Raw genomic sequence first — 20,311 nt, 5'->3', positions numbered from 1 at the left:
CCTTTCAGTTGATTCAGGTGAAGGGGGCGTCGGCCGGATCGGCCTGCCCCACCTGGTTGGAGAACTCGAAACAGCTGGTGTATCCGGCGGCGACCAGGCGGGACCAGTGGTCGAAAGCGTGCTCGGCGGTGGGGAAGTACCAGATCTCCACCTGGGAGTAGTCGCTCTGTCCGCGTACGTGGAAGCGTCCGCCGCCTCTCCCGCCCAGCCGTTCCGACGCGTCACGCTGTTCCTGGAACGCCTGCTCGTACCGCGCCCGGGCCGCGGGCCCGATGTCGAACCACGCGGTGCGGGGCAGGGAGTAGTGCAGCCAGACGACGTCGTTCATGTCACTTCCTCCGGAAGGCGTCGCCGAGCGCTGTCCGACGACCGATGTAGTGGCGTGAGGTGGTGAACCTGAAGTCCGCCACCCGGGTGTGTTCGCGCATCGCCGTCTGCACCATGGCCACGCTCGGCACCCGCCAGACCCCGACGTGGTCCCACTGGCTCGCGCTGTCGAGCCGGTACCGGCCGGCGATGGCGGCGCCGTCGCGCACGTCGGACGAGAAGGCGGTGTCGCACTCCAGGTCGTATGCGCGCCGCTCCTGCGCGGTGGCGGCCTGCCAGGCGCTGTTCCACTTCCAGAGTGCGAAGAAGCCCCAGTCGTCCTCCTCGGGCCGGGACGCGGGGCCGACCACGGGCAGGAACTCCTTCGGCCCGATGAGCCATTCGGTCCGCAACAGACGGGCCCACCCCGCCCGTTCGAGAGCGAGCGTCCCGTTGAGGGCGTCCGACGTGGTCGGGGCCTCGAACATGCCGACGAAGTCGACGTCGTGGGAGAACCCCGTCTCGTACATGGTGGGTGTGTCCACGAACGGTGTGTCCGGCGCCCGATGGCCGTGCCCGGCGAGAATGCCGTCGACCGAGAGCAGCCAGCCCTGCGCCCGGAGCACTGCGAGCTGCTCGGTGACCGCCCGTGCGGACCGGCCCGCGTCGCCGGGACCGGGTGTACGCCAATGGGCCAGGAACAGTACGGCGCACCGTTGTCCGGGGGCCGCTCCGAAGACTTCCGTCTCCTCACTCATCAGCGTCATGCGAACCTCCCCGGACCGACGGCGTGACCGGTGCGGGGTGCGGTGTCGCGTCGCCGGAAGCGGGAGATGTGCCGGCGGTCCTGCGCAGCCGCGTCACCTCGGCCCTCGTGGCGTAGGACGGGTGGCCGCCCAGCCCCGAGCAGCTGCGGGAGGCCGCCGTCACCGCATAGCGCAGCGATTCGAGCGGGTCACCGGTGTCGAGCATCATGCCGACGAACGACCCGGCGAGGCAGTCGCCCGCCCCTGTCGTGTCCGCCACCGGGGCCGTGTCGCGTACGACGGGAACGGCGACCTCCGCACAGCCCGGCGCGCACCAGCGCGCGCCGTGCGAGCCTTCGGTGAACACCACCGAGCGGGCGCCCAGTTCGAAGAGGATCCGGACCGCCGAAGGGCCGATGGCCCGCGCGGCATGAGAATTGCAGAACACCGCGGCGGCGCCGTCGATGTGGTCGGCGAGTGTCTCGATCCCGTCCGGGAACGTCGCGGGCTCCAGGTCGACCGACCACGGAACACCGCTCTCCGCACACCGGGAGATGACGGCCCGCGCGGCCTCCGGGTCGTAGACGGCCGTGTGCAGCCACCCCGCCTGCGCGAGAGAAAGCTGTCGGCAGACGCCTTCGGAGGGGTACATACGCGCACCGGGTATGAGGATGAGGTGCTTCTCGCCGTCCTCGGCGATCGTGATGACGGCCCGGCTGGAAGCGCCTGCCGACACCTCGGGCCGGAAGTCGAGGCCGAGGCTCTCCGCCTGCGCGGCGCACTCGCGCCCCGCCGCGTCCGTTCCCACGGAACTCACCAGCGTGGTCGGGGTTCCGGTCAGGGAGCACGCGACGGCCGCGTTGGTCACCACGCCTCCCACCGAGTCGGTGAGGTGGTCGCTCACCACTTTCTCGTCGGCGGCGGGAAGGGCGCCCACTCGGATCGTGGTGTCGAACACCGTGTCTCCGACGAAGACCGCTGTCTTGTTCATGGGCGGGTGAGCTCGATCCGGAAGCGGTACCTGTCGGCCCGGTAGGTGATCACCACGTACTCCAGAGGGACGGCGGACGTCGAGAGCGAGCGGCGGCGGGCGATGAGGATCGGAGCGCCCTTGGTGACGGCCAGCCGCTGCGCCAACTGCGCGTCGGCGACCCCTCCTTCGATGTACTCCTCGCCCGAGCCGATCCGCGTACCTGTGGTGCGCTCGATCCACTCGTAGAGCGAGGAGTCGCGCAGCGCCGCCTCGGGCGGTGCGGCGGCCGGGGGGACGATCTGGGGTGACAGCCACGACAGGCTGGACGCGATCGGTTCTCCGTCGGCGAGCAGCACCCGGTCCACGCAGACCGCCTGGTCGCCCTCGCACAGCCCCAGTTCCTTGGCGACCTGTGCCGGAACCGGCAGCACGGTGACGGAGACCAGCCGGTAGCCCGGCGCCAGGCCGCGGGCCCGCATGTCGTCCGAGAACGAGGCCAGCAGGTTGAGCGGCTGCTCCACCTTGGGCGGGAGCACGATCGTGCCCTTTCCCGACCGGCGGCTGACCAGCTGGTCGCCCTCCAGCTCGTTCAGGGCGCTGCGGGCGGTCGTCCGGCTGATGCCGAAGCGCCGCGTGAGCAGAGTCTCGGACGGCAGTGCGTCGCCGGCCGTGAACTCGCCGTCGGAGATGGCCGATCGCAGACGCTCGGCGATCTGATGCCACTTCGGTACGGGGCCGTCCAGCAAGTCTTCGTCATCCCAAGCCATGCCGAAATTATGCGAACGTCATGACGTTTGGTCAACGGGTCAGCTTGGAAAACTTCGGGTGTCCGGTCGACGGCCCGGTGACGCCGGGCTCTCGCGCGGAAATCCGGTGCTGCCGCAGTACGGAGAGGGCGGCCCGGGGATCACGCACCGGAATCCGGCTCAAGTCGCCTCCCTGGAGCGGCACTTGGCCTGGGCGCAGCGGATTTGCAGTTCCACGGTGAATGGGGTGCCTTTTTCATGATCGTCTTCTGCGGGTACGGCAACAGCGACCTGACGGTGAACGTTCCGGCCCTTCCGGGGCCGGGAGACCGCGTACAGGCGCTCGGCATCCGGCGCCATGACGGGGGGATGGGTGCGAACGCGGCGACGGCCGCGGCGCGGATGGGGGCCGACGCCAGGTTCGCCGGTGTGGTGGGGCCGGATCCGCTGAGCACCGCCTTCCTCGACGGTCTCCGCGCTCAGGGCGTGGACGTGGCGTGGACCTCGCGCCGTGGCCACCTCACCACCGCGGTCATCCTCGTCACTCCGGACGGCGAGCGGTCCGTGATCAGCCAGGACGACGACATCACCGAGGACCATGTGGCGGAGGTGGTGCGGTCGCTCTCCCGGGCCGGCGGCGGGTGGCTCTATCTCGACGGTTACCGGTTTCCCTGGGCCGCTCCGCTGCTGGCCGGTGCTCCGGCCCTGCGCACGGTCGTCGACATGGACGGCTGCGAGTCGGCCGAGGCGGCGCACGCGGCCCTGTCGGTGGCGGAGCACGCGATCATCGGCCGGGCGCAGGCGGAGCGGCTGCTCGGCCCGGACGCACGCGCGGCCGCGGTGTCGCACCGGACGCATCTGCTGCTCACCGATGGCGCCCGCGGCTGGCGGCTGCACACGCCGACCGGTGACACCCGGGCCGGAGCGGCCATCGCCGTACGGGTCCAGGACGCCACCGGGGCGGGCGACTGCTTCGTGGGCTGTTACCTCGCCGAACTGGAGCGCGGGGCGGAACCGGTCGACGCGGCACGCTTTGCAGCCGTGGCGGCCGGCCTGTCCTGCACGGCGCCCGGTGCCAGGGCCGGCCTGCCCGACCGGGCCGCGGTCGCCGGGTATCCGGCCCGAGGCGCGAACGGCGTCGAATGAAGGGCTCCAACCCTTGCACCGGCCCCCGAGGAAGGGCGCCAGCCCTTGTCCGGCCCCCGAGGAAGGCTCTAGCTCTTGCGCAGCCCCCGCAGCTGATCGGCGACCGGCGTCAGCGACTCACGCAGTGCGGCCAGTTCCTCGGGCGTCAGCATGTCGATGAAGTGCCTGCGCACCGAGGCCACATGGTGCGGTGCGACCTTCTGCATGGTCTCGCCGCCGAGGTCGGTGAGAACGGCGAACAGCCCGCGCCGGTCCGACTCGCAGTTCTCCCTGCGGACCAGCCCGGCCTTCTCCATCCTGGTGATCTGGTGGGACAGGCGGCTCTTCGACTGAAGGGTGGCGGCGGCGAGGTCGCTCATCCGCATCCGCCGGTCGTCGGCCTCGGAGAGATTGACCAGGATCTCGTAGTCGTTCATCGTCAGGCCGAACGGCTGGAGGTCCTTCTCCATCTGGTACGTCAGCAGCCTGTTGGCGTCCAGATAGGTGCGCCAGGAACACTGCTCCGCCTGGTTCAGCCAGCGGGTGGCCGTCTCGGTCTCCATAATGAGAATTCTACCTAAGAAGTTGAATATTGGACAACATGGGGGGTGTCACTCAGGCCTCACCCCCGGCGCGCGCCACACTGCGCCACCGTGACCCCGATCGCGGGCGGCGATCCCGATCCGGTATCTGTGCCGGGGGTTCAGATGTTCGACGTTACACTCCGCAGGCTAGTGCTCACAGCCCGAAGCGGCGCTGAAGATCCCCGACCTGGCCGGGAAAGCGCGCTCCTGAGCTGTTTTGGCCGGAACGAGGCCCCTGTCCACCGGGAATGCCCGGTTCGTCCGGCACGGATCCGGTCGGCTTCTCGGGCAGCAGCGCCTCGGTCGACTGGAGCAGCACCGTCCCGGCGCCCACGAACTCGAACTGGTGCTCCTCGCCCGACACGCCCCCGAGACCGGTGAACGACCTGATCCCGCCCAGCACCCCCGTCAGATAGGAGTGGTCGTAGTGGTGGCAGGGCGAAGGGCAGTCCGCCCAGCCGACCAGGGCCTGCGGATCGACCCGGATCGGCGGCTCCATGAAGACGACCGGACCGTTCGAAGCGGCCACGAACTTCCCCGTACCGATCAGGGTCAGGAAGCCGGGCACGATCGACTGCTTCAGGGAGAGTGACGGCTCGAACGCCAGCAGGTTGCCGGAGCGGACCGTGAGATTGCCGTCGTCCAGGTCGAACGAGTTCACGTCGAAGGCCCGGTCAGCGAGCAGCATCTTGCCCGAGCCCTCCGCCACCACCCAGTCCGATGCGTGCAGCGGGGAGTGGAAGCTGCTGCGCAGCAGGTGGTCGAACCGGCCGTTGCCGAAGCCGTTGTACTCGATCCGCCCGTAGTAGGCGATCATCTTGCCCTTCTGCAGGAACCACTGGCTGCCGCTGAGTTCCACACAGAAGGTGTACTTGTTGACGTTGTCGTTGGCCGGCAGCGTCATCGGGTCATGGACCACCGGTCCCGTCACAGCTTCTCCTCCGATGCCTGCACATAGACCGCGCCGCTGCCGGACAGTTCGAGCTGGAACGCCTCGCCCGAGCCGCGCCCCACCATCTCCCGCCAGCCGAGCGCCGCCGACAGCTTGTTCCGTACGTCCCCGTGGTGGGCGACATACGCCTGCGGGTCCACATGCACCGGCCCCTGCGGGGTGATCGGCAGCTCCACGACCCCGCCGTGCGCCATCACCGCCACCGCCCCGTGGCCCTTGAGCGTCGTGGTGAACAGCCCCTGGCCGGTGACCTGGCCGCGCACCATCCCCATGACCCCGCCCTGGGAACCCATGAACATCGTGCCCTGCTGGAGCGAACCGTCGAACGCCAGCAGCCGGTCCGCCTCCACATAGAGGGTGTCGCCGGCCAGCGAGATCACCTGGATGTGGTGGCCGCCGTGCCCGAACATCACCGTGCCGCGGCCCTCCACGGTCATCAGCGGCGTGGCCTCGTTGGCCACCCGCCGTCCGATCATGGACATCACACCGCCCTGACCGCCCTGGATGTTCGGGGTGAAGGTCACGTCGCCCCGGTACGCGAGCATCGCCCCGCGCTGGCTGTAGAGCTTCTGGCCGGGCACCACCGTGGCCTCGACCATCTTCGAGTTGATCTCGGTGAACGGCATCAGACATCACCCCCGATCGTGCTGCGCTCGCTGGGCTGCACATAGACAAGCCCCTCGCCCTCGAACCGGATCTGGAAGGACTCGCCGGACCCCTCGCCGATGAAGGTCCGGAAGCTGACCCCGGTCTGGAAGTGCTGCTGGAGGCTGCCGGTGTGCGCGATGTACGCCCCCGGGTCGACCAGGAGCGGGTACTGCGGACTGACCCGCAGGACGACCGCCGGGCCGTGCGACATCACCGCGGCCTGCCCCGTCCCCTCGACGGTGGTGGTGAACAGGCCGTTGCCCTGGGACGCGCCCCGTAGCCCGGTGAAGGTCGTGCCGGTGCGCAGCCCCGCGTCGGTGCAGAGGAGGTTGCTCGCCTCCACATGGAGCTTCTCGCCGTGCAGGGCGACGAGGTTGATCTCGGTGGCGCGGTCGGCGAAGTAGCAGGTGCCCTTGCCGCGCACCTCCATCACGCTCATCTGCTCGCCGGTGAGGCGCCGGGTCACCATCCCGCGGAGCCCCTCACCGCCGCCGGACATCTTTTTGAAGGTCATCTGGCCGTCGTAGGCGACCATCGAGCCGTTCTTCGCTTTGACGGCGTCGCCTGTCATGTCGACGGCGAGCATCTTGCTGCCTTGGAGTCGGAACTGAGCCACGGTCCGAAGGTAACGGGCCGGAGCGGCTGCGCACAGGGTTCCCGGGGCGTAGACGCACCCTGAAAGAGCCCTGATATGCGGGGCTGCCACAATGGTTCCGAGTTTGTGCGCACTTTCACAAGATCACGCGCGTGTGTGATCACCACCGCGCACGGTCCGTTCCCGCCGCCCGCTGCCGAAGGTTTCCTCCGTGGACATCAAGACCGCATCCGCCATCCGCCGCCTCCGCCTGGTCTCCGCACCCGAGGCGGTCTCCTTCCTGCTGCTGCTCGTCTGCTCGGTCCTCAAGCGGACCACGGACTTCAACGCGGTGCCGGTCATGGGCATGGTGCACGGCGTGCTCTTCGTGCTGTACGTGATCTTCTGGGCGGACGCCTGGAACCGCACCAAGTGGTCCGCCGGGACCGGCATCCTCTACTTCGTCCTGTCGGTGCTGCCCACCGGCGGCTTCTTCGCGGAGCGCAAGCTGCGCCGCGAGGCGGAGAACGCGGTCATCGCCTCCCGCGCGCGCCGCGAGGGCGTGGTGGAGACGTCGTGATCGTCGCCTTCTCGGTCTCCCCGCTGGGTGTGGGCGAGGACGTCGGCGAGTACGTCGCCGACGCGGTCCGTGTCGTACGCGAGTCGGGCCTGCCGAACCGTACGGACGCCATGTTCACCTCCATCGAGGGCGAGTGGGACGAGGTGATGGATGTCGTCAGGCGCGCCGTCCAGGCCGTCGAGGCGCGTGCGCCGCGGGTCTCGCTCGTACTCAAGGCCGACATCAGGCCGGGGGTCACCGACGGTCTGACGTCCAAGGTCGAAACGGTCGAGCGGCACCTGGCGCCCTGACGCGCGCCCCCTGCCGTACGGAGCCGTGCGGCAGCCGCCCTTCGGTCCGCGGACCGAAGGGCGAGACGGGGCTGACCGTCATATGACCGGCCGGTAGGGTCGGTGCCGTGCCGAAGCCGCTCAGCCTTCCCTTCGATCCCATCGCGCGCGCCGACGAACTGTGGCAGCAGCGCTGGGGTCCCGTGCCCTCGATGGCCGCCATCACCTCGATCATGCGCGCCCACCAGATCCTCCTCGCTGAGGTCGACGCGGTCGTCAAGCCGTACGGGCTGACGTTCGCGCGCTACGAGGCCCTGGTGCTGCTCACCTTCTCCAAGGCGGGCGAACTGCCGATGTCCAAGATCGGCGAGCGGCTGATGGTGCACCCCACATCGGTGACGAACACCGTCGACCGGCTGGTCACGTCGGGTCTGGTCGACAAGCGCCCCAACCCGAACGACGGGCGCGGCACACTGGCCTCCATCACCGACAAGGGCCGCGAGGTCGTCGAGGCGGCCAGTGCGGATCTGATGAAGATGGAGTTCGGTCTCTCCGCGTACGACGCGGAGGGGTGCGGCGAGATCTTCTCGATGCTCAGGCCGCTGCGGGTGGCGGCGGACGACTTCGAGGAGTAGGGCCGTCCAGGACCGGCAGACCGGCAGGGGCGCGGGGTGCCGCTGCGGGCCGTGCAGGCCCTGTGCGCGGCTCTGCCGGGCGCTCCGGCGGGTGCCCGGCCCAAGGGCAGCCCCGCCTCGGTCCCCGGGGCAGCCCTGCCTCGGCCCGGAGGGCAACCCCGCCGAAGATCGCCCATAGCGCCCGGATACGCTCGACTGCATGAAACGAAGCGTGCTGACCCGCTATCGCGTGATGGCCTATGTCACCGGTGTGCTGCTGGTCCTGCTGACCCTCGGCGTCATCGCCAAGTACCTGCTGGACATCAACGGGGCGACCGGTTTCGTCAGTGTGGTCGGTATCGCGCACGGCTGGCTGTACGTGGTCTACCTGATCTTCGCCTTCGACCTCGGCTCCAAGGCGAAGTGGCCGGTCGCCAAGCAGATCTGGGTGCTGCTGGCCGGTACGGTCCCGACCGCGGCCTTCTTCGTCGAGCGCAGGATCTCCCGCGAGCTGGAGCCCCGGATCACCGAGCCGGCCCCGGTCACCGCGAAGGCATAACACCACCGCCCGCACGGTGTGCGGGCGGTCTGCCATCGACATTTACTAGGACGTCCTAGTAAATTCGAGGGTATGGACGCTCACGCCATTGAAGAAGGCCGCCGCCGCTGGCAGGCCAGGTACGACAAGGCCCGCAAGCGGGACGCCGATTTCTCGACCCTGTCGGGCGACCCGGTGGACCCGGTGTACGGGCCACGGCCGGGCGACACCTACGAGGGATTCGAGCGGATCGGCTGGCCCGGCGAGTATCCGTACACCCGTGGTCTGCACCCCACCGGCTACCGCGGCCGCACCTGGACGATCAGGCAGTTCGCCGGGTTCGGCAACGCCCGACAGACGAACGACCGCTACAAGACGATCCTCGCCAACGGCGGCGGCGGCCTCTCCGTCGCCTTCGACATGCCGACGCTGATGGGCCGCGACTCCGACGAGCCGAAGGCGCTCGGCGAGGTCGGCCACTGCGGGGTCGCCATCGACTCGGCCGCCGATATGGAGATCCTCTTCCAGGACATCCCGCTCGGCGATGTCACCACCTCGATGACGATCAGCGGCCCGGCCGTTCCGGTCTTCTGCATGTACCTGGTCGCAGCCGAGCGCCAGGGCGTCGACCCGGCCGTGCTCAACGGCACCCTCCAGACCGACATCTTCAAGGAGTACATCGCGCAGAAGGAGTGGCTCTTCCAGCCCGAGCCGCATCTGCGCCTGATCGGCGACCTGATGGAGCACTGCGCCGACGCGATCCCCGCGTACAAGCCGCTCTCGGTGTCCGGGTACCACATCCGCGAGGCGGGCGCGACGGCCGCGCAGGAGCTGGCGTACACCCTCGCGGACGGCTTCGGCTACGTGGAGCTGGGCCTCTCGCGCGGGATGGACGTGGACGTCTTCGCACCGGGCCTGAGCTTCTTCTTCGACGCCCACGTCGACTTCTTCGAGGAGATCGCCAAGTTCCGTGCGGCGCGCAGGATCTGGGCGCGCTGGATGAAGGACGTCTACGGCGCGCGGACCGACAAGGCGCAGTGGCTCCGCTTCCACACCCAGACAGCCGGGGTCTCGCTGACCGCGCAGCAGCCGTACAACAACGTCGTACGGACCGCGGTCGAGGCGCTCGCCGCGGTCCTCGGCGGCACCAACTCCCTGCACACCAACGCCCTGGACGAGACGCTCGCGCTGCCGAGCGAGCAGGCCGCGGAGATCGCCCTGCGGACGCAGCAGGTGCTGATGGAGGAGACGGGTGTCGCCAACGTGGCGGACCCGCTGGGTGGCTCCTGGTACATCGAGCAGCTCACGGACCGCATCGAGGCCGACGCGGAGAAGATCTTCGACCAGATCAAGGAGCGTGGCCTGCGGGCGCACCCCGACGGGCAGCACCCGATCGGCCCGGTCACCTCGGGCATCCTGCGCGGCATCGAGGACGGCTGGTTCACCGGCGAGATCGCCGAGTCCGCCTTCCAGTACCAGCGCTCGGTCGAGAAGGGCGACAAGCGCGTCGTCGGCGTCAACTGCCTGCACGGATCGGTCACCGGCGATCTGGAGATCCTCCGCGTCAGCCACGAGGTGGAGCGCGACCAGGTCCAGGAACTGGTGGTACGCAAGGCGGCCAGGGACGAAGCCCGGGTACGGACCGCCCTGGACGCGATGCTCGCGGCCGCCCGGGACGGCTCCAACATGATCGAGCCGATGCTGGCCGCCGTCCGCGTGGAGGCGACGCTCGGCGAGATCTGCGGGGTACTGCGGGACGAGTGGGGCATTTACACGGAGCCGCCGGGCTTCTGAACGGAGCCGCCCGGCTGCTGAACGGAGCTGCCGGGCTTCTGAACGGGGGCGGCGGGCCCGGGGCCCGGGTGCCGGTCCGCCCGCCCCTGCCCCGCTTCACGGCAGGCTCAGCCGGAAGAGTGCCCCGCCGCCCGGTGCCTGTTCCGCGGTGAGTTCCGCGCCGTGCGCGCGGGCGATCTGGCGGGCCATCGCGAGACCCAGGCCGGAGCCGGGCAGCGCGCGGGCGGCGCGGGCCCGGTAGAAGCGGTCGAAGACGTACGGCAGGTCGTCGGGCGAGATCCCCGGCCCGTGGTCGCGCACGGTCAGTTCCGTCGCGGTGAGGGTGATCTCGACCGCGCCGCCCTCGCCGGAGAACTTCGCCGCGTTCGAGAGCAGATTGCTGAGCAGCCTGGAGAGCCGCGCCGGTACGCCGTTCAGTACCGGGTCGGCCGCCGTCTCCACGGTGAAGGCGAGTCCTGGCCAGTGGCCGCGGGCCGCCGCCACCGCGTGCTCGACCAGCGGGGCCAGCCGGACGCTCTCCACCAGCGGTACGGGCTCCTCCTCGCGGGCCAGTTCGATCAGGTCGTTCACCAGGGTCGTCACCTCGTGGATCTGCCGGGTGAGGGCGCCCGCCGCCCGGTCGCGCTGAGCGGGGGTCAACCGGTCGGCGCGGGCGAGGAGTTCCGCGTTGGTCCGCAGCGCCGTGAGCGGGGTGCGCAGCTCGTGGGAGGCGTCAGCCACCAGCCGGCGCTGGGCGGTCACCGACTGCTCCAGCTCGCTCAGCATGGTGTTGAACGTCGTGGCCAGCCGGGTGACTTCGTCCTCCCGCGTCGCGGGGCCCGGCGGCAGCTCGATGCGGTGGCGCGGGTCCCGGGTCGCCGCGATCCGCTCGGCGGCCCGGGTGAGCCGGGCGACGGGCGCCAGACCGGTACGCGACACCCAGTAGCCCAGCGCCGCGGCGACCAGCACCCCCGCGCCGCCGACCGCCGCGAGCAGCTGGGCCGTCCGCCGCACACTCTTCTCCACCGGGTCGGAGCGCAGGGCGACCTGCACCGCCTTACGGTGGCCGAAGGTGGTGGTGAGCATCCGGGTGGGACGCCCTTGCAGGGTGATGTTGCTGAAGTACGGTGCGCGCGTGCCCGCGGCGACCTCACGGACCGGTTCCGACACCGGCAGCAGATACGGCTGGGCGGGGTCCGCCGACGGATCGGCCGGCACGATCTGTGCGCAGGCGGGCGACGCCAGGAACTGGCACTGACCCTCGACAACCCCGGGCTGCCCGCCCCCGCGCCCGCCGCCGGACACCGCCGCCGACTGGATGAGATTGAGGTCCAGTTGGTGGTAGATCTCGTACCGCTGGACGAAGAAGGCCGCAGCGCACACCCCGAGCGCCACCAGGGCCACGGCCGCCGAAGCGGTCAGGGCGAGCCGGGTGCGCAGTGGACGGCGGCGGCGCCAGCGCGCACCGAGCCGGTGGGACGGCGACCGGCGCGGGCCGCCCCGGTCGCCGCGGGCGCTCACGCCGCGTCCAGCCGGTAGCCGACCCCGTGCACGGTGTGGACCAGGCGCGGCTCGCCCGCCGCCTCCAGCTTGCGGCGCAGGTAACCGACGTACACCGCAAGGGAGTTGGAGTCGGGGCCGAAGTCCTGGCCCCAGACCCGCTCCTGGATCAGTTCTCGGGTGAGGACCTGCCCGGGGTGGCGCAGCAGCAGATCGAGCAGGGCGAACTCGGTCCTGCTGAACTCGATGGGGCGCCCCGCCCGGTGCCCGGTGCGGGTCTCCGGATCCACGGTCAGATCGCCGTACGACAGCGCGCCCGGCTCCTCCTCCACCGGCGCGGCCCGCCGCAGCAGCGCCCGTACCCGGGCGATCAGTTCGTCGAGCGCGAAGGGCTTCACCAGGTAGTCGTCGGCGCCCGCCTCCAGGCCGTCCACCCGCTCGCTCACCGAGTCCAGCGCGGTCAGCACCAGTACCGGCGTACGGTCGCCGACGGCGCGCAGTCGGCGGCAGACCGCGAGACCGTCGAGCACCGGCATCAGCACGTCGAGCACGACCGCGTCCGGCTGCCAGGAGGCGACGGCCGACAGGGCGGCGAGACCGTCGGCCGCGCCCCGCACCTCGTACCCCTCGACGCTGAGACCGTCCTCGACGGCCACCCGCACCTCCGGCTGGTCGTCCACGACCAGGATCTTTCTCGGCCGGGGGCTCACGGGTGGCGGGTGCGGGTGCGGGTTCATGGAGCAAAGCCTGCCAAACCTGCCTCTTAGAACCTTCTTACCCCACGGGGCGAGTGTGCTGCCCATGCGCACACCACTCTCCGTCGTGATCGGTGCGGGCGGCACCGGCGGCCATATCTACCCCGGCCTCGCCCTCGCCGACGCCCTGCGCCGGGCCGTACCCGGCGCGGTGATCTCCTTCGTCGGCACCGAACGCGGCCTCGAATCCACGCTGATACCCGGCGCCGGATACCCGCTGCACACCGTCGACATGATCCCCTTCGACCCGGCGCTCGGCGCCCGGCGCTATCTGCTGCCGGCCGCCCTGCTGAAGTCCGGTGTGCAGTGCCGGACGATCCTGCGCGAGCAGGGGGCCCATGTCGCGGTCGGCATGGGCGGCTACCCCAGTGCGCCGGTGGTACTCGGTGCCCGGATGGCCGGTGTGCCGAGCGTCATCCACGAGTCCAACGCGGTGCCGGGCCGCGCCAACCAGTTCGCGGCCCGGCTCACCCCGCATCTCACCGTCGCCTTCGACCGCAGCCGGGCTCACCTCGTGGGCGGCGAGAACGCGGAGACGGTCGGGATGCCGATCGCCGCACCGATCGCGGCCCTCGACCGTCCCGCGCTGCGCGCCGAGGCCCGCCGGGCGCTCGGTGTCCCCGCCGGGGCGCGGCTGCTGCTGGTCAACGGCGGCAGCCTCGGCGCGGCCCGGCTCACCGCCGCCGCGGTCGGTCTCGCAGCCCGCTGGCAGGCGCGTACGGACGTCCATCTGCTCATCAAGACCGGCCCGGCAGCCCTGGAGGCGGCCAGGACCCGGCTCGCCGAGGAGGGCGGCTGCCGGATCGCCCGCGCCGTCCCGTACCTGGACCGGATGGACCTCGCGTACGCCGCGGCCGACCTGGTGGTCTGCCGGGCCGGCTCCGCCACGGTGGCCGAGCTCGCCACCACCGGGGTGCCCGCGATCCTCGTGCCCTATCCGCACGCGCCGGGCGACCACCAGACCCACAACGCCCGCGTCCTCAGCGACGCGGGGGCCGGGGTGCTGATCGCCGACGAGGAGACGACGGCGGAACGGCTCGCCGAAGTGGCGGACCCGCTCCTCGCCGACCCCGCCCGGCTCGCCGCGATGAGCGGTGCGGCCGGCCCCTCCACCCACGCCCGGGCAGCCGATCTGCTCGCCGCCCGGGTCCTGTCCCACGCAAGGGAGTTCACCCCATGACCGACCGACGGACCACCGACCGACGGACCACCGGCCGACAGACCACCACCTGGCAGAACCGCACCGTCCTCGTCACCGGAGCCGAGGGATTCATCGGCTCGACCCTGGTCGACCTCCTGGTGGAGCAGGGGGCGCGGGTCCGGGCGTTCGTCCACTACAAGCCGTACGGCGAGAAGGGCCACCTCGCCCGCCATCTGGGCAGCTCCCAGGTCGAGATGGTGGCGGGTGACGTCCGCGACGCGGGCCGGGTCGACGACGCCGTGGCGGGCTGCGACACGGTCTTCCACCTCGCCGCGCTGATCGGCATCCCGTACAGCTACGACGCCCCCGGTGCGTACGTCGCCACCAATGTCACCGGCACCGAGAACATCGCCGAGTCCTGCCGCCGGCACTCCGTACGCCGTCTGCTGCACACCTCCACCAGCGAGGTGTACGGGACCGCGCTCACCGCCCCGATCAGCGAACAGCACCCGCTCCAGCCGCAGTCCCCGTACTCAGCGTCCAAGATCGGCGCCGACATGATGGCGCTGTCCCACTGGCACGCGTTCGAGCTGCCGGTGACGGTGGTGCGGCCCTTCAACACGTACGGTCCCCGGCAGTCCGCCCGTGCCGTCATCCCCACCATCCTCGCCCAGCTCCACTCCGGGGCCCGGGAGATCAAGCTCGGCTCCCTCACGCCGACCCGGGACTTCACCTATGTCACGGACACCGCGCGCGGCTTCCTCGCGCTGGCGGACTGCGACCGGGCGCTGGGCGAGAGCGTCAATCTCGGTACCGGCCAGGAGATTTCGATCGGGGACCTTGCGCAGGCGCTGATCGCGGCCTCCGGGCGGGACGCCGAGGTCGTCGTCGACCCGGCCAGGCTCCGCCCCTCGGGCAGTGAGGTCCAGCGGCTGCTCTCGGACAACTCGCGGGCCCGCGAGTGGGCGGGCTGGCAGCCCGAAGTCGCGCTCACCGACGGTCTGAAGCAGACATCGGAGTGGATCGCGGAGCACCTGCACCTGTTCGCGGCGGACCGCTACCAGGTCTGAGCCGGGGGAGCCGGCGGGGGATCAGGCGGGGGATCACGCGGGCGGGGCCGGGGCGCTGCTCAGCCCGGTGCAGAGCAGCACGGTGAACTCGCGCGCCCACTCCTCGTCCACCGGCTCCGCGCTCACCAGCGCCCGGTGCACCACCGCGCCCGCGACCACGTCGAAGATCAGGTCGGTGTGGCGGGCCGAGGTCTCGGGGTCCTCCTCGGAGGGGAGTTCGCCCCGGGCCTGGGCCCGCTCGCGGCCGATGGTCACCAGCCGCTTCTGCCGGTCGACGATGGCCGAGCGGATCCGGGCCCGCAGCGCCTCGTCACTGATCGACTCGGCGACCACCGCCATCAGCGCGGTTTTGGTCTCGGGCCGCGCGAGAAGAGCGGCGAACTGGAGCACCACGCCCTCGATGTCGGCGGACAGGCTGCCACGGTCGGGCAGTTCGAGTTCGTCGAAGAGGACCGCCACGGCGTCCACGACCAGTTCGTTCTTGTGCGACCAGCGGCGGTAGAGCGTCGTCTTGGCCACCCCGGCGCGGGTCGCCACCTCGCCCATGGTCAGCTTCGACCAGCCCACGTCGACCAGCGCGGCTCTTGTCGCCACGAGGATCGCGGTATCGGCCTCTGTGGAGCGTGGGCGACCCGTTCGAGTGGGCTTGCTGAAAGGCATGACCGCGACCATACCGGTCAGTAGCTCAGCTGCCGTGAGTCAGATCACGGGAAACCGGTGGAGAATTTGCGCCCACTGCTCCCGGCCGACCAGTTACGCTACGAGTCGTAGCGTAAAGAGGCGCAAGCGCGCCCCGGCTGCACGAGCACCACGCGACGACCACGCGACAACCGGGTGACACAACAGCACGACAGCACAACTGAGCCACTGGCGCCAGGGTGGGGACCCTGCGCCTGTACCGGGCCCCTCGTCGGGCCGACGGCCTGTGTCCGTCCGTACGCCCCGCATCCGGCGGGGGGTGTACGGACGGGCCGGGCCCGCACCACCGGCGGATTACGCCGACAGCTTTCTCGAACGGCTTAACTGAACGAGTGGCAGAGGGGGGAGGATGTACGTATGCAGCCTAGGAACATGTCCATGAGCGGCGTCGTCGACCTCGCCGCAGTGAAGGCCGCCGGCGAGGCCCGGCAGAAAGCGGAGCAGGCGCGCGCCGAGACCGCCAGGCAGGGCGGCGCCGCGGCCGTCTCACCCGTCTCGCTGGTGATCGATGTCGACGAAGCCGGTTTTGAGCGCGATGTCATCCAGCGCTCCGCCGAGGTCCCGGTCGTCATCGACTTCTGGGCCGAGTGGTGCGAGCCCTGCAAGCAGCTCGGCCCGTTGCTGGAGCGTCTCGCCGTCGAGTACAACGGCCGCTTCCTGCTCGCCAAGGTCGACGTCGACGCCAACCAGATGCTGATGCAGCAGTTCGGGATCCAGGGGATTCCGGCCGTTTTCGCCGTCGTCGCCGGGCAGGCCCTCCCGCTCTTCCAGGGCGCGGCGCCCGAGGCCCAGATCCGGCAGACCCTCGACCAGTTGATCCAGGTCGGCGAGGAGCGCTTCGGGATCACCGGGATCGCGGTGGACCCGGACGCGGAGCAGCCCGCCGCTGACGCCGAGCCCGCCGAGGCGCCGGCCGGCCCCTACGACGCGCTGCTCGAAGCGGCGGTACAGGCCCTGGACGCCAATGACTTCGACGGTGCGGTCCAGGCGTACCGGGACGTCCTCTCGCAGGACCCGGCCAACGAGGAGGCCAAGCTCGGCCTCGCCCAGGCCGAACTGCTCGGCCGGGTCCAGGGGCTGGACCCCCAGCAGGTCCGGAAGGACGCGGCCGACGGGCCCGCCGACGTCCCGGCGCAGATCGCCGCGGCCGACCTCGATCTGGTGGGCGGTCATATCGAGGACGCCTTCGGCCGTCTGGTCCAGACGGTGCAGCGCACGGTGGGTGACGACCGCGAGGCCGCACGGGTCCATCTGCTCCAGCTCTTCGAAGTGATCGGATCCGACGATCCGAGGGTTACCGCCGCACGTTCCGCCCTGGCGCGTGTGCTGTTCTGACAGGGTTCTGAACAGTCACTAAACGCGCGGCGCCTGCGGGTTGCCGCTGACGATTTGGCGACACAGCGATAACCGGCGGCCGTACTTTGCCAAAACTTGGCAATTGCGGCCGTCTGTTACTCCGAGTAAATCAGGTACCTCCTTCTGCCCGGTTATGGTCGCCTACCGCCCGATGTAGCGCCGGCGTCGGCCCCACCCTCTGTGCCCGCGCGATATCGGCGGGTCGCGGTTCGGTTATCGAGCCGTTACTAGCCGGTAACGAGCCCCTTGTTTCCCAGCCGCGAATGCACCACGATCGGCCAGGCTCGGTCCAATCACGCACCGGCGCGACATCCGGTCGCGGCGTGGCCGCTTGGGTCCCCACCGAGCCGGTCGGCGGCAGTGGCGCCGGCTGACGGGACAGGGGGGTTCCTGCCACCCGGCGGGGCCTGTCCAGCGGTTACGCGAAGGCGTGGCCAGTGGTTGTCGCTCGGGGGTGATCGCCGGTGCTTCGGACGCGGTTCGCGCTTCTGAACCGGGCGCTCTCCTTCCCGAGGACGTAGCACTTCTCCCATCCCAGGACGGGCTTCGAGTCCGATCCGGAGATGTACGTCCGAGAAGGAGGAAACTAAGTGAGTTCCCAGGTACGTGGCGGAACCAGATGGAAGCGGTTCGCGCTTGTCATGGTGCCGAGCGTGGTCGCCACCGCTGCGGTGGGCGTCGGCCTCGCGCAGGGTGCGCTCGCCGCTTCGTTCAGCGTGTCCGGCCAGAGCTTCAAGGTCAGTGCCGACCAGCTGGTCGGTCAGGACTTCGTCCAGTACGGCAGTGTCGCGACGGGCAAGGACCTGAACGGCAAGAGCGCCGCGCACGCGGTGGCCGTGTCGGGCTTCAGCAGCGCGACGATCAACAACATGTGCCAGTCGGTCGTCACGCCCAACCTGCCGTTCGGCCTCGGCAGTGTCACGCTGCAGCTGCACGCGGGCACCGACGCCAAGAAGCCGGTCGAGGCGACGAACCTGTACCTCGACGTCGCGAGCCTCGACGCCGATGCGACGTTCAAGAACATCGACATCGGTGTGGCGGCCGGTGACCCGTCGAACAAGACGGGCATCGAGCACGGTACGGAGAAGGCCGTCAATCCGAACGGCTTCGCGCAGCGCGCCGATGAGGCGACGCTGAAGCACGTGAGGCAGACGGCGTGGGCGACCACGGCCGGCACCTTCAAGCTCAGCAACTTGAGCCTGAGGCTCAAGCCGGGCGTCAAGGAGTGCTACTAAGCACGCCCGGGTGGCCGGAGCGCGCACTCGGCGCTGCGGCCGCCCGAACCCCCTACTTCTCAGAGCAACACCGGTACCAGGGAGCTGTTTTCCATGAGCGCCGAGTCCACAGGTTCCCGCGATTTCACCCACTGGCGGCTTCGCTTCCGCGCATGGCGGGGAAACCGACCCTTCTGGGCGGGCCTGTTCACCATGGTGGGAGGCGTGCCGATCGCCTACTTCCCGTATGCCAACATGCACCTCGGCAATGTGACGCTGGCGATGTCCACCACTGCGGGCGCCGGGTCGCTGATCATCGGCGTGCTGCTCGTCACGCTCGGTGTGACGATGTGGTTCCACGCCGCCGTCAGGGTGTTCGCGGGGATAGCGGCGCTCCTGCTGGCGCTGATCTCCCTCCCGGTGGCGAACATCGGCGGTTTCGTCGTCGGCTTCCTGCTGTCGATGATCGGCGGGGCGCTCTCGCTCTCCTGGGCGCCCGCGAAGCCGAACGCCGACCCGGCGGTGCCCGCCCAGGGTGGTTCCGAGGACGGGACTCCGCACGGAAGCACGCCCGAAGGCACCGCTCCCGCAGACGAGTTCCTCCCCTTCGGCCACGCACCGGCCGTCCCGGAGCAGCCGTCCCGGGCGTATGACAAGGACACGACAGTGGATGCCAACGGTGGGAGGCACCGTGCGGGGTGACGAAGCGCAGCTGAGTACCACCGAAGGCGACGACTTCCCGGAGAGAAGAGGGGGCCGTCACGCGGCCCCCAGGAAGTCGCTGCTGACGAAGCTGCACATACCCGCGAGCAAGGCGATAGCCCTGGCGGCCATGCCCACCGCGGTGTTCGTCGGGATGGGACTCACCCCCAAGCTGGCGATGGCCGACGACCAGGGCGACATCCCGTTCGCGTCCGGGCCGTGTGTGTCCCGCTCCGACGAGCCGAGCCCGTCGGACAGCGCGTCGGACTCCCCGAGCCCGTCGGCCAGCGCGTCGGACAAGGCCAAGACGGACGCCAAGGACGCCAAGGCCAAGAAGGACGACAAGGCCGGTGACGCCCCGTCCCCTTCGGCCACGCCGTCGGCGGGCGAGACCGGCTCGACGAAGAAGAAGTCGGCGGAGTCCACGTCGGGTTCGTCCTCTTCGGACCAGGCGTCCCCGTCGCCCGCCGCGACCGAGTCGAAGAACCCGCTGGACCCGCTGGGTGTGGGTGACGCGCTCAAGAACCTGCTGCACCCGGGCAAGGAGACGGCGAGCCCGTCCGCGGACCCGTCGTCCTCCACGACGTCCGAGACCGCGGCGGAGAAGAAGGCCGCTGAAAAGAAGGCAGCCGAGAAGAAGGCTGCTGAGAAGAAGGCAGCCGAGAAGAAGGCAGCCGAGAAGAAGGCCTCCGTCGCGGACGCGGCCGGCAAGGTCGTCGGCGGGGCGACGAGCGCGGCCGACAAGACCGCCGAGAAGATCCGCGAGGCGGCCGCCCAGGCCGGCAAGACGGTCAAGGAACTCCCCTCGGACGCCAAGGGCCTGGACCCCAGGAAGGACACGGCCATCCCGGACGGCGCCAAGCCGTCCTACCCGTGCCCGACCGCCGACCCGAAGGCGCTCGCCGCGGCCGATCTGGAAAAGGGCATACCCGCCCTGCCCGACGACCCGTGGACGCTGAAGAGCTCGATGCTGACCCTCAAGGGCCTGGACTACAAGGGCATCGTCGAGGTCAGGACGGGCAGCGGCAAGATCAAGAAGGTCCTGAAGTTCACCGCGTCCGCGCTGGATATCAAGGACCTGCACCAGATGACCGTCGGCCCGAACGGGTCCACCGGCCATGTGAAGGGCGCGGCGGGCTCGACGTCGACCATCCGCGACGGCGAGGTCACGATGTACACGGAGTCGCTGCAGGGCAACCTCTTCGGCCTCATCCCGATCACGTTCAGCCCGGACACCCCGCCGCCGATCAACGTGCCGTTCGCGTTCTTCACGAACGTCACGGTGAAGCAGGCGGGCCAGTTCGGCGGCACGCTCCATGTGCCCGGTCTCCAGAACTACTTCACCGGCGCCTGACCCCGGCGCGAGAACTTCCGGGAGCCGCGGAAACGGCTGTGGCCCGCACCCTCGAAGCAGAGGGCGCGGGCCACAGCCGTATGGTGGTCCGG

Annotated in this window: 23 protein-coding genes; 12 read left to right on the top strand and 11 right to left on the bottom strand. The window is 70.2% G+C overall.

Annotated features, from left to right (window positions below; translation table 11 throughout):
* Positions 1-13: 13 nt before the first annotated feature.
* The 4 genes from OG210_RS06650 to OG210_RS06635 are packed head-to-tail and all read right to left on the bottom strand — an operon-like array spanning position 14 to position 2,792.
* Complete coding sequence (locus OG210_RS06650; protein WP_371535274.1) at positions 14-328, bottom strand: hypothetical protein; 315 nt, start codon at positions 326-328, stop codon at positions 14-16.
* A 1-nt stretch (position 329) separates the two neighbouring features.
* The gene (locus tag OG210_RS06645) at positions 330-1,073 is read right to left on the bottom strand and encodes a hypothetical protein (protein ID WP_371535272.1); all 744 of its coding nucleotides are present in this window, start codon (positions 1,071-1,073) and stop codon (positions 330-332) included.
* Entirely contained in the window at positions 1,057-2,043 is a 987-nt protein-coding gene (locus tag OG210_RS06640) for a carbohydrate kinase family protein (RefSeq protein ID WP_371535270.1), read from the bottom strand. Before OG210_RS06640 ends, OG210_RS06645 begins: the two co-directional genes overlap by 17 nt.
* On the bottom strand, positions 2,040-2,792 hold the full coding sequence (locus OG210_RS06635; RefSeq protein WP_328331521.1) for a GntR family transcriptional regulator: 753 nt from the start codon (positions 2,790-2,792) through the stop codon (positions 2,040-2,042). Before OG210_RS06635 ends, OG210_RS06640 begins: the two co-directional genes overlap by 4 nt.
* Before the next feature lie 237 nt (positions 2,793-3,029).
* Here OG210_RS06635 and OG210_RS06630 point away from each other — a divergent pair, with 237 nt between their 5' ends.
* The gene (locus OG210_RS06630; protein WP_328331523.1) at positions 3,030-3,917 is read left to right on the top strand and encodes a carbohydrate kinase family protein; all 888 of its coding nucleotides are present in this window, start codon (positions 3,030-3,032) and stop codon (positions 3,915-3,917) included.
* A 68-nt stretch (positions 3,918-3,985) separates the two neighbouring features.
* On the opposite strand, the gene OG210_RS06625 is transcribed toward OG210_RS06630, so the two are convergent.
* The 4 genes from OG210_RS06625 to OG210_RS06610 all read right to left on the bottom strand — a co-directional run bounded on the left by OG210_RS06625 (position 3,986) and on the right by OG210_RS06610 (position 6,696).
* Complete coding sequence (locus tag OG210_RS06625) at positions 3,986-4,459, bottom strand: MarR family transcriptional regulator (protein ID WP_328331525.1); 474 nt, start codon at positions 4,457-4,459, stop codon at positions 3,986-3,988.
* A 175-nt stretch (positions 4,460-4,634) separates the two neighbouring features.
* On the bottom strand, positions 4,635-5,411 hold the full coding sequence (locus tag OG210_RS06620; RefSeq protein WP_328331527.1) for an AIM24 family protein: 777 nt from the start codon (positions 5,409-5,411) through the stop codon (positions 4,635-4,637).
* Complete coding sequence (locus tag OG210_RS06615; RefSeq protein ID WP_266852956.1) at positions 5,408-6,058, bottom strand: AIM24 family protein; 651 nt, start codon at positions 6,056-6,058, stop codon at positions 5,408-5,410. Before OG210_RS06615 ends, OG210_RS06620 begins: the two co-directional genes overlap by 4 nt.
* Positions 6,058-6,696, bottom strand: a complete 639-nt coding sequence (locus OG210_RS06610; RefSeq protein WP_328331529.1) for an AIM24 family protein — start codon at positions 6,694-6,696, stop codon at positions 6,058-6,060. The genes OG210_RS06615 and OG210_RS06610 overlap by 1 nt, the downstream gene beginning before the upstream one ends.
* A 190-nt stretch (positions 6,697-6,886) precedes the next feature.
* Between OG210_RS06610 and OG210_RS06605 the strand changes: the two genes are divergently transcribed.
* The 5 genes from OG210_RS06605 to OG210_RS06585 all read left to right on the top strand — a co-directional run bounded on the left by OG210_RS06605 (position 6,887) and on the right by OG210_RS06585 (position 10,449).
* Positions 6,887-7,234 carry a DUF3817 domain-containing protein gene (locus tag OG210_RS06605; RefSeq protein WP_328331531.1) on the top strand — a complete coding sequence of 116 codons (348 nt, stop codon included), beginning with the start codon at positions 6,887-6,889 and terminating at the stop codon, positions 7,232-7,234.
* On the top strand, positions 7,231-7,524 hold the full coding sequence (locus OG210_RS06600) for an MTH1187 family thiamine-binding protein (protein WP_164266645.1): 294 nt from the start codon (positions 7,231-7,233) through the stop codon (positions 7,522-7,524). Before OG210_RS06605 ends, OG210_RS06600 begins: the two co-directional genes overlap by 4 nt.
* A gap of 107 nt (positions 7,525-7,631) precedes the next feature.
* Positions 7,632-8,138, top strand: a complete 507-nt coding sequence (locus OG210_RS06595) for a MarR family winged helix-turn-helix transcriptional regulator (protein WP_266852950.1) — start codon at positions 7,632-7,634, stop codon at positions 8,136-8,138.
* A gap of 199 nt (positions 8,139-8,337) precedes the next feature.
* Positions 8,338-8,676, top strand: a complete 339-nt coding sequence (locus tag OG210_RS06590) for a DUF3817 domain-containing protein (protein WP_328331533.1) — start codon at positions 8,338-8,340, stop codon at positions 8,674-8,676.
* A gap of 72 nt (positions 8,677-8,748) precedes the next feature.
* Entirely contained in the window at positions 8,749-10,449 is a 1,701-nt protein-coding gene (locus OG210_RS06585; protein WP_328331535.1) for a methylmalonyl-CoA mutase family protein, read from the top strand.
* Between the two features lie 96 nt (positions 10,450-10,545).
* On the opposite strand, the gene OG210_RS06580 is transcribed toward OG210_RS06585, so the two are convergent.
* Positions 10,546-11,949, bottom strand: a complete 1,404-nt coding sequence (locus tag OG210_RS06580; RefSeq protein ID WP_328331537.1) for a HAMP domain-containing sensor histidine kinase — start codon at positions 11,947-11,949, stop codon at positions 10,546-10,548.
* Positions 11,946-12,665, bottom strand: a complete 720-nt coding sequence (locus OG210_RS06575; protein WP_328331539.1) for a response regulator transcription factor — start codon at positions 12,663-12,665, stop codon at positions 11,946-11,948. The genes OG210_RS06580 and OG210_RS06575 overlap by 4 nt, the downstream gene beginning before the upstream one ends.
* A gap of 64 nt (positions 12,666-12,729) precedes the next feature.
* Between OG210_RS06575 and OG210_RS06570 the strand changes: the two genes are divergently transcribed.
* Together OG210_RS06570 and OG210_RS06565 are read left to right on the top strand one after the other, a co-directional pair.
* Positions 12,730-13,863, top strand: a complete 1,134-nt coding sequence (locus OG210_RS06570) for a UDP-N-acetylglucosamine--N-acetylmuramyl-(pentapeptide) pyrophosphoryl-undecaprenol N-acetylglucosamine transferase (RefSeq protein WP_328331541.1) — start codon at positions 12,730-12,732, stop codon at positions 13,861-13,863.
* The gene (locus OG210_RS06565; RefSeq protein ID WP_328331543.1) at positions 13,860-14,894 is read left to right on the top strand and encodes an SDR family NAD(P)-dependent oxidoreductase; all 1,035 of its coding nucleotides are present in this window, start codon (positions 13,860-13,862) and stop codon (positions 14,892-14,894) included. Before OG210_RS06570 ends, OG210_RS06565 begins: the two co-directional genes overlap by 4 nt.
* A gap of 33 nt (positions 14,895-14,927) precedes the next feature.
* Here OG210_RS06565 and OG210_RS06560 read toward each other — a convergent pair whose 3' ends face one another.
* A complete protein-coding gene (locus tag OG210_RS06560; RefSeq protein ID WP_328331545.1) occupies positions 14,928-15,554 on the bottom strand; it encodes a TetR/AcrR family transcriptional regulator in 627 nt (208 codons plus the stop codon).
* 396 nt (positions 15,555-15,950) lie between these two features.
* Between OG210_RS06560 and OG210_RS06555 the strand changes: the two genes are divergently transcribed.
* The 4 genes from OG210_RS06555 to OG210_RS06540 all read left to right on the top strand — a co-directional run bounded on the left by OG210_RS06555 (position 15,951) and on the right by OG210_RS06540 (position 20,219).
* Positions 15,951-16,928: a tetratricopeptide repeat protein gene (locus OG210_RS06555; protein WP_328331547.1), complete on the top strand. Its 978-nt coding sequence runs from the start codon at positions 15,951-15,953 to the stop codon at positions 16,926-16,928.
* Between the two features lie 611 nt (positions 16,929-17,539).
* Entirely contained in the window at positions 17,540-18,184 is a 645-nt protein-coding gene (locus tag OG210_RS06550; protein ID WP_328331549.1) for a DUF6230 family protein, read from the top strand.
* Positions 18,185-18,277: 93 nt separating this feature from the next.
* Positions 18,278-18,865 carry a DUF6114 domain-containing protein gene (locus OG210_RS06545; protein WP_328331551.1) on the top strand — a complete coding sequence of 196 codons (588 nt, stop codon included), beginning with the start codon at positions 18,278-18,280 and terminating at the stop codon, positions 18,863-18,865.
* Positions 18,855-20,219, top strand: a complete 1,365-nt coding sequence (locus OG210_RS06540; RefSeq protein ID WP_328331553.1) for a hypothetical protein — start codon at positions 18,855-18,857, stop codon at positions 20,217-20,219. The genes OG210_RS06545 and OG210_RS06540 overlap by 11 nt, the downstream gene beginning before the upstream one ends.
* Positions 20,220-20,311 lie beyond the last annotated feature (92 nt).

Source organism: Streptomyces sp. NBC_00466 (assembly GCF_041433995.1).
Classification (GTDB): domain Bacteria; phylum Actinomycetota; class Actinomycetes; order Streptomycetales; family Streptomycetaceae; genus Streptomyces.
This window is presented reverse-complemented; position numbering and strand designations above follow the sequence as displayed.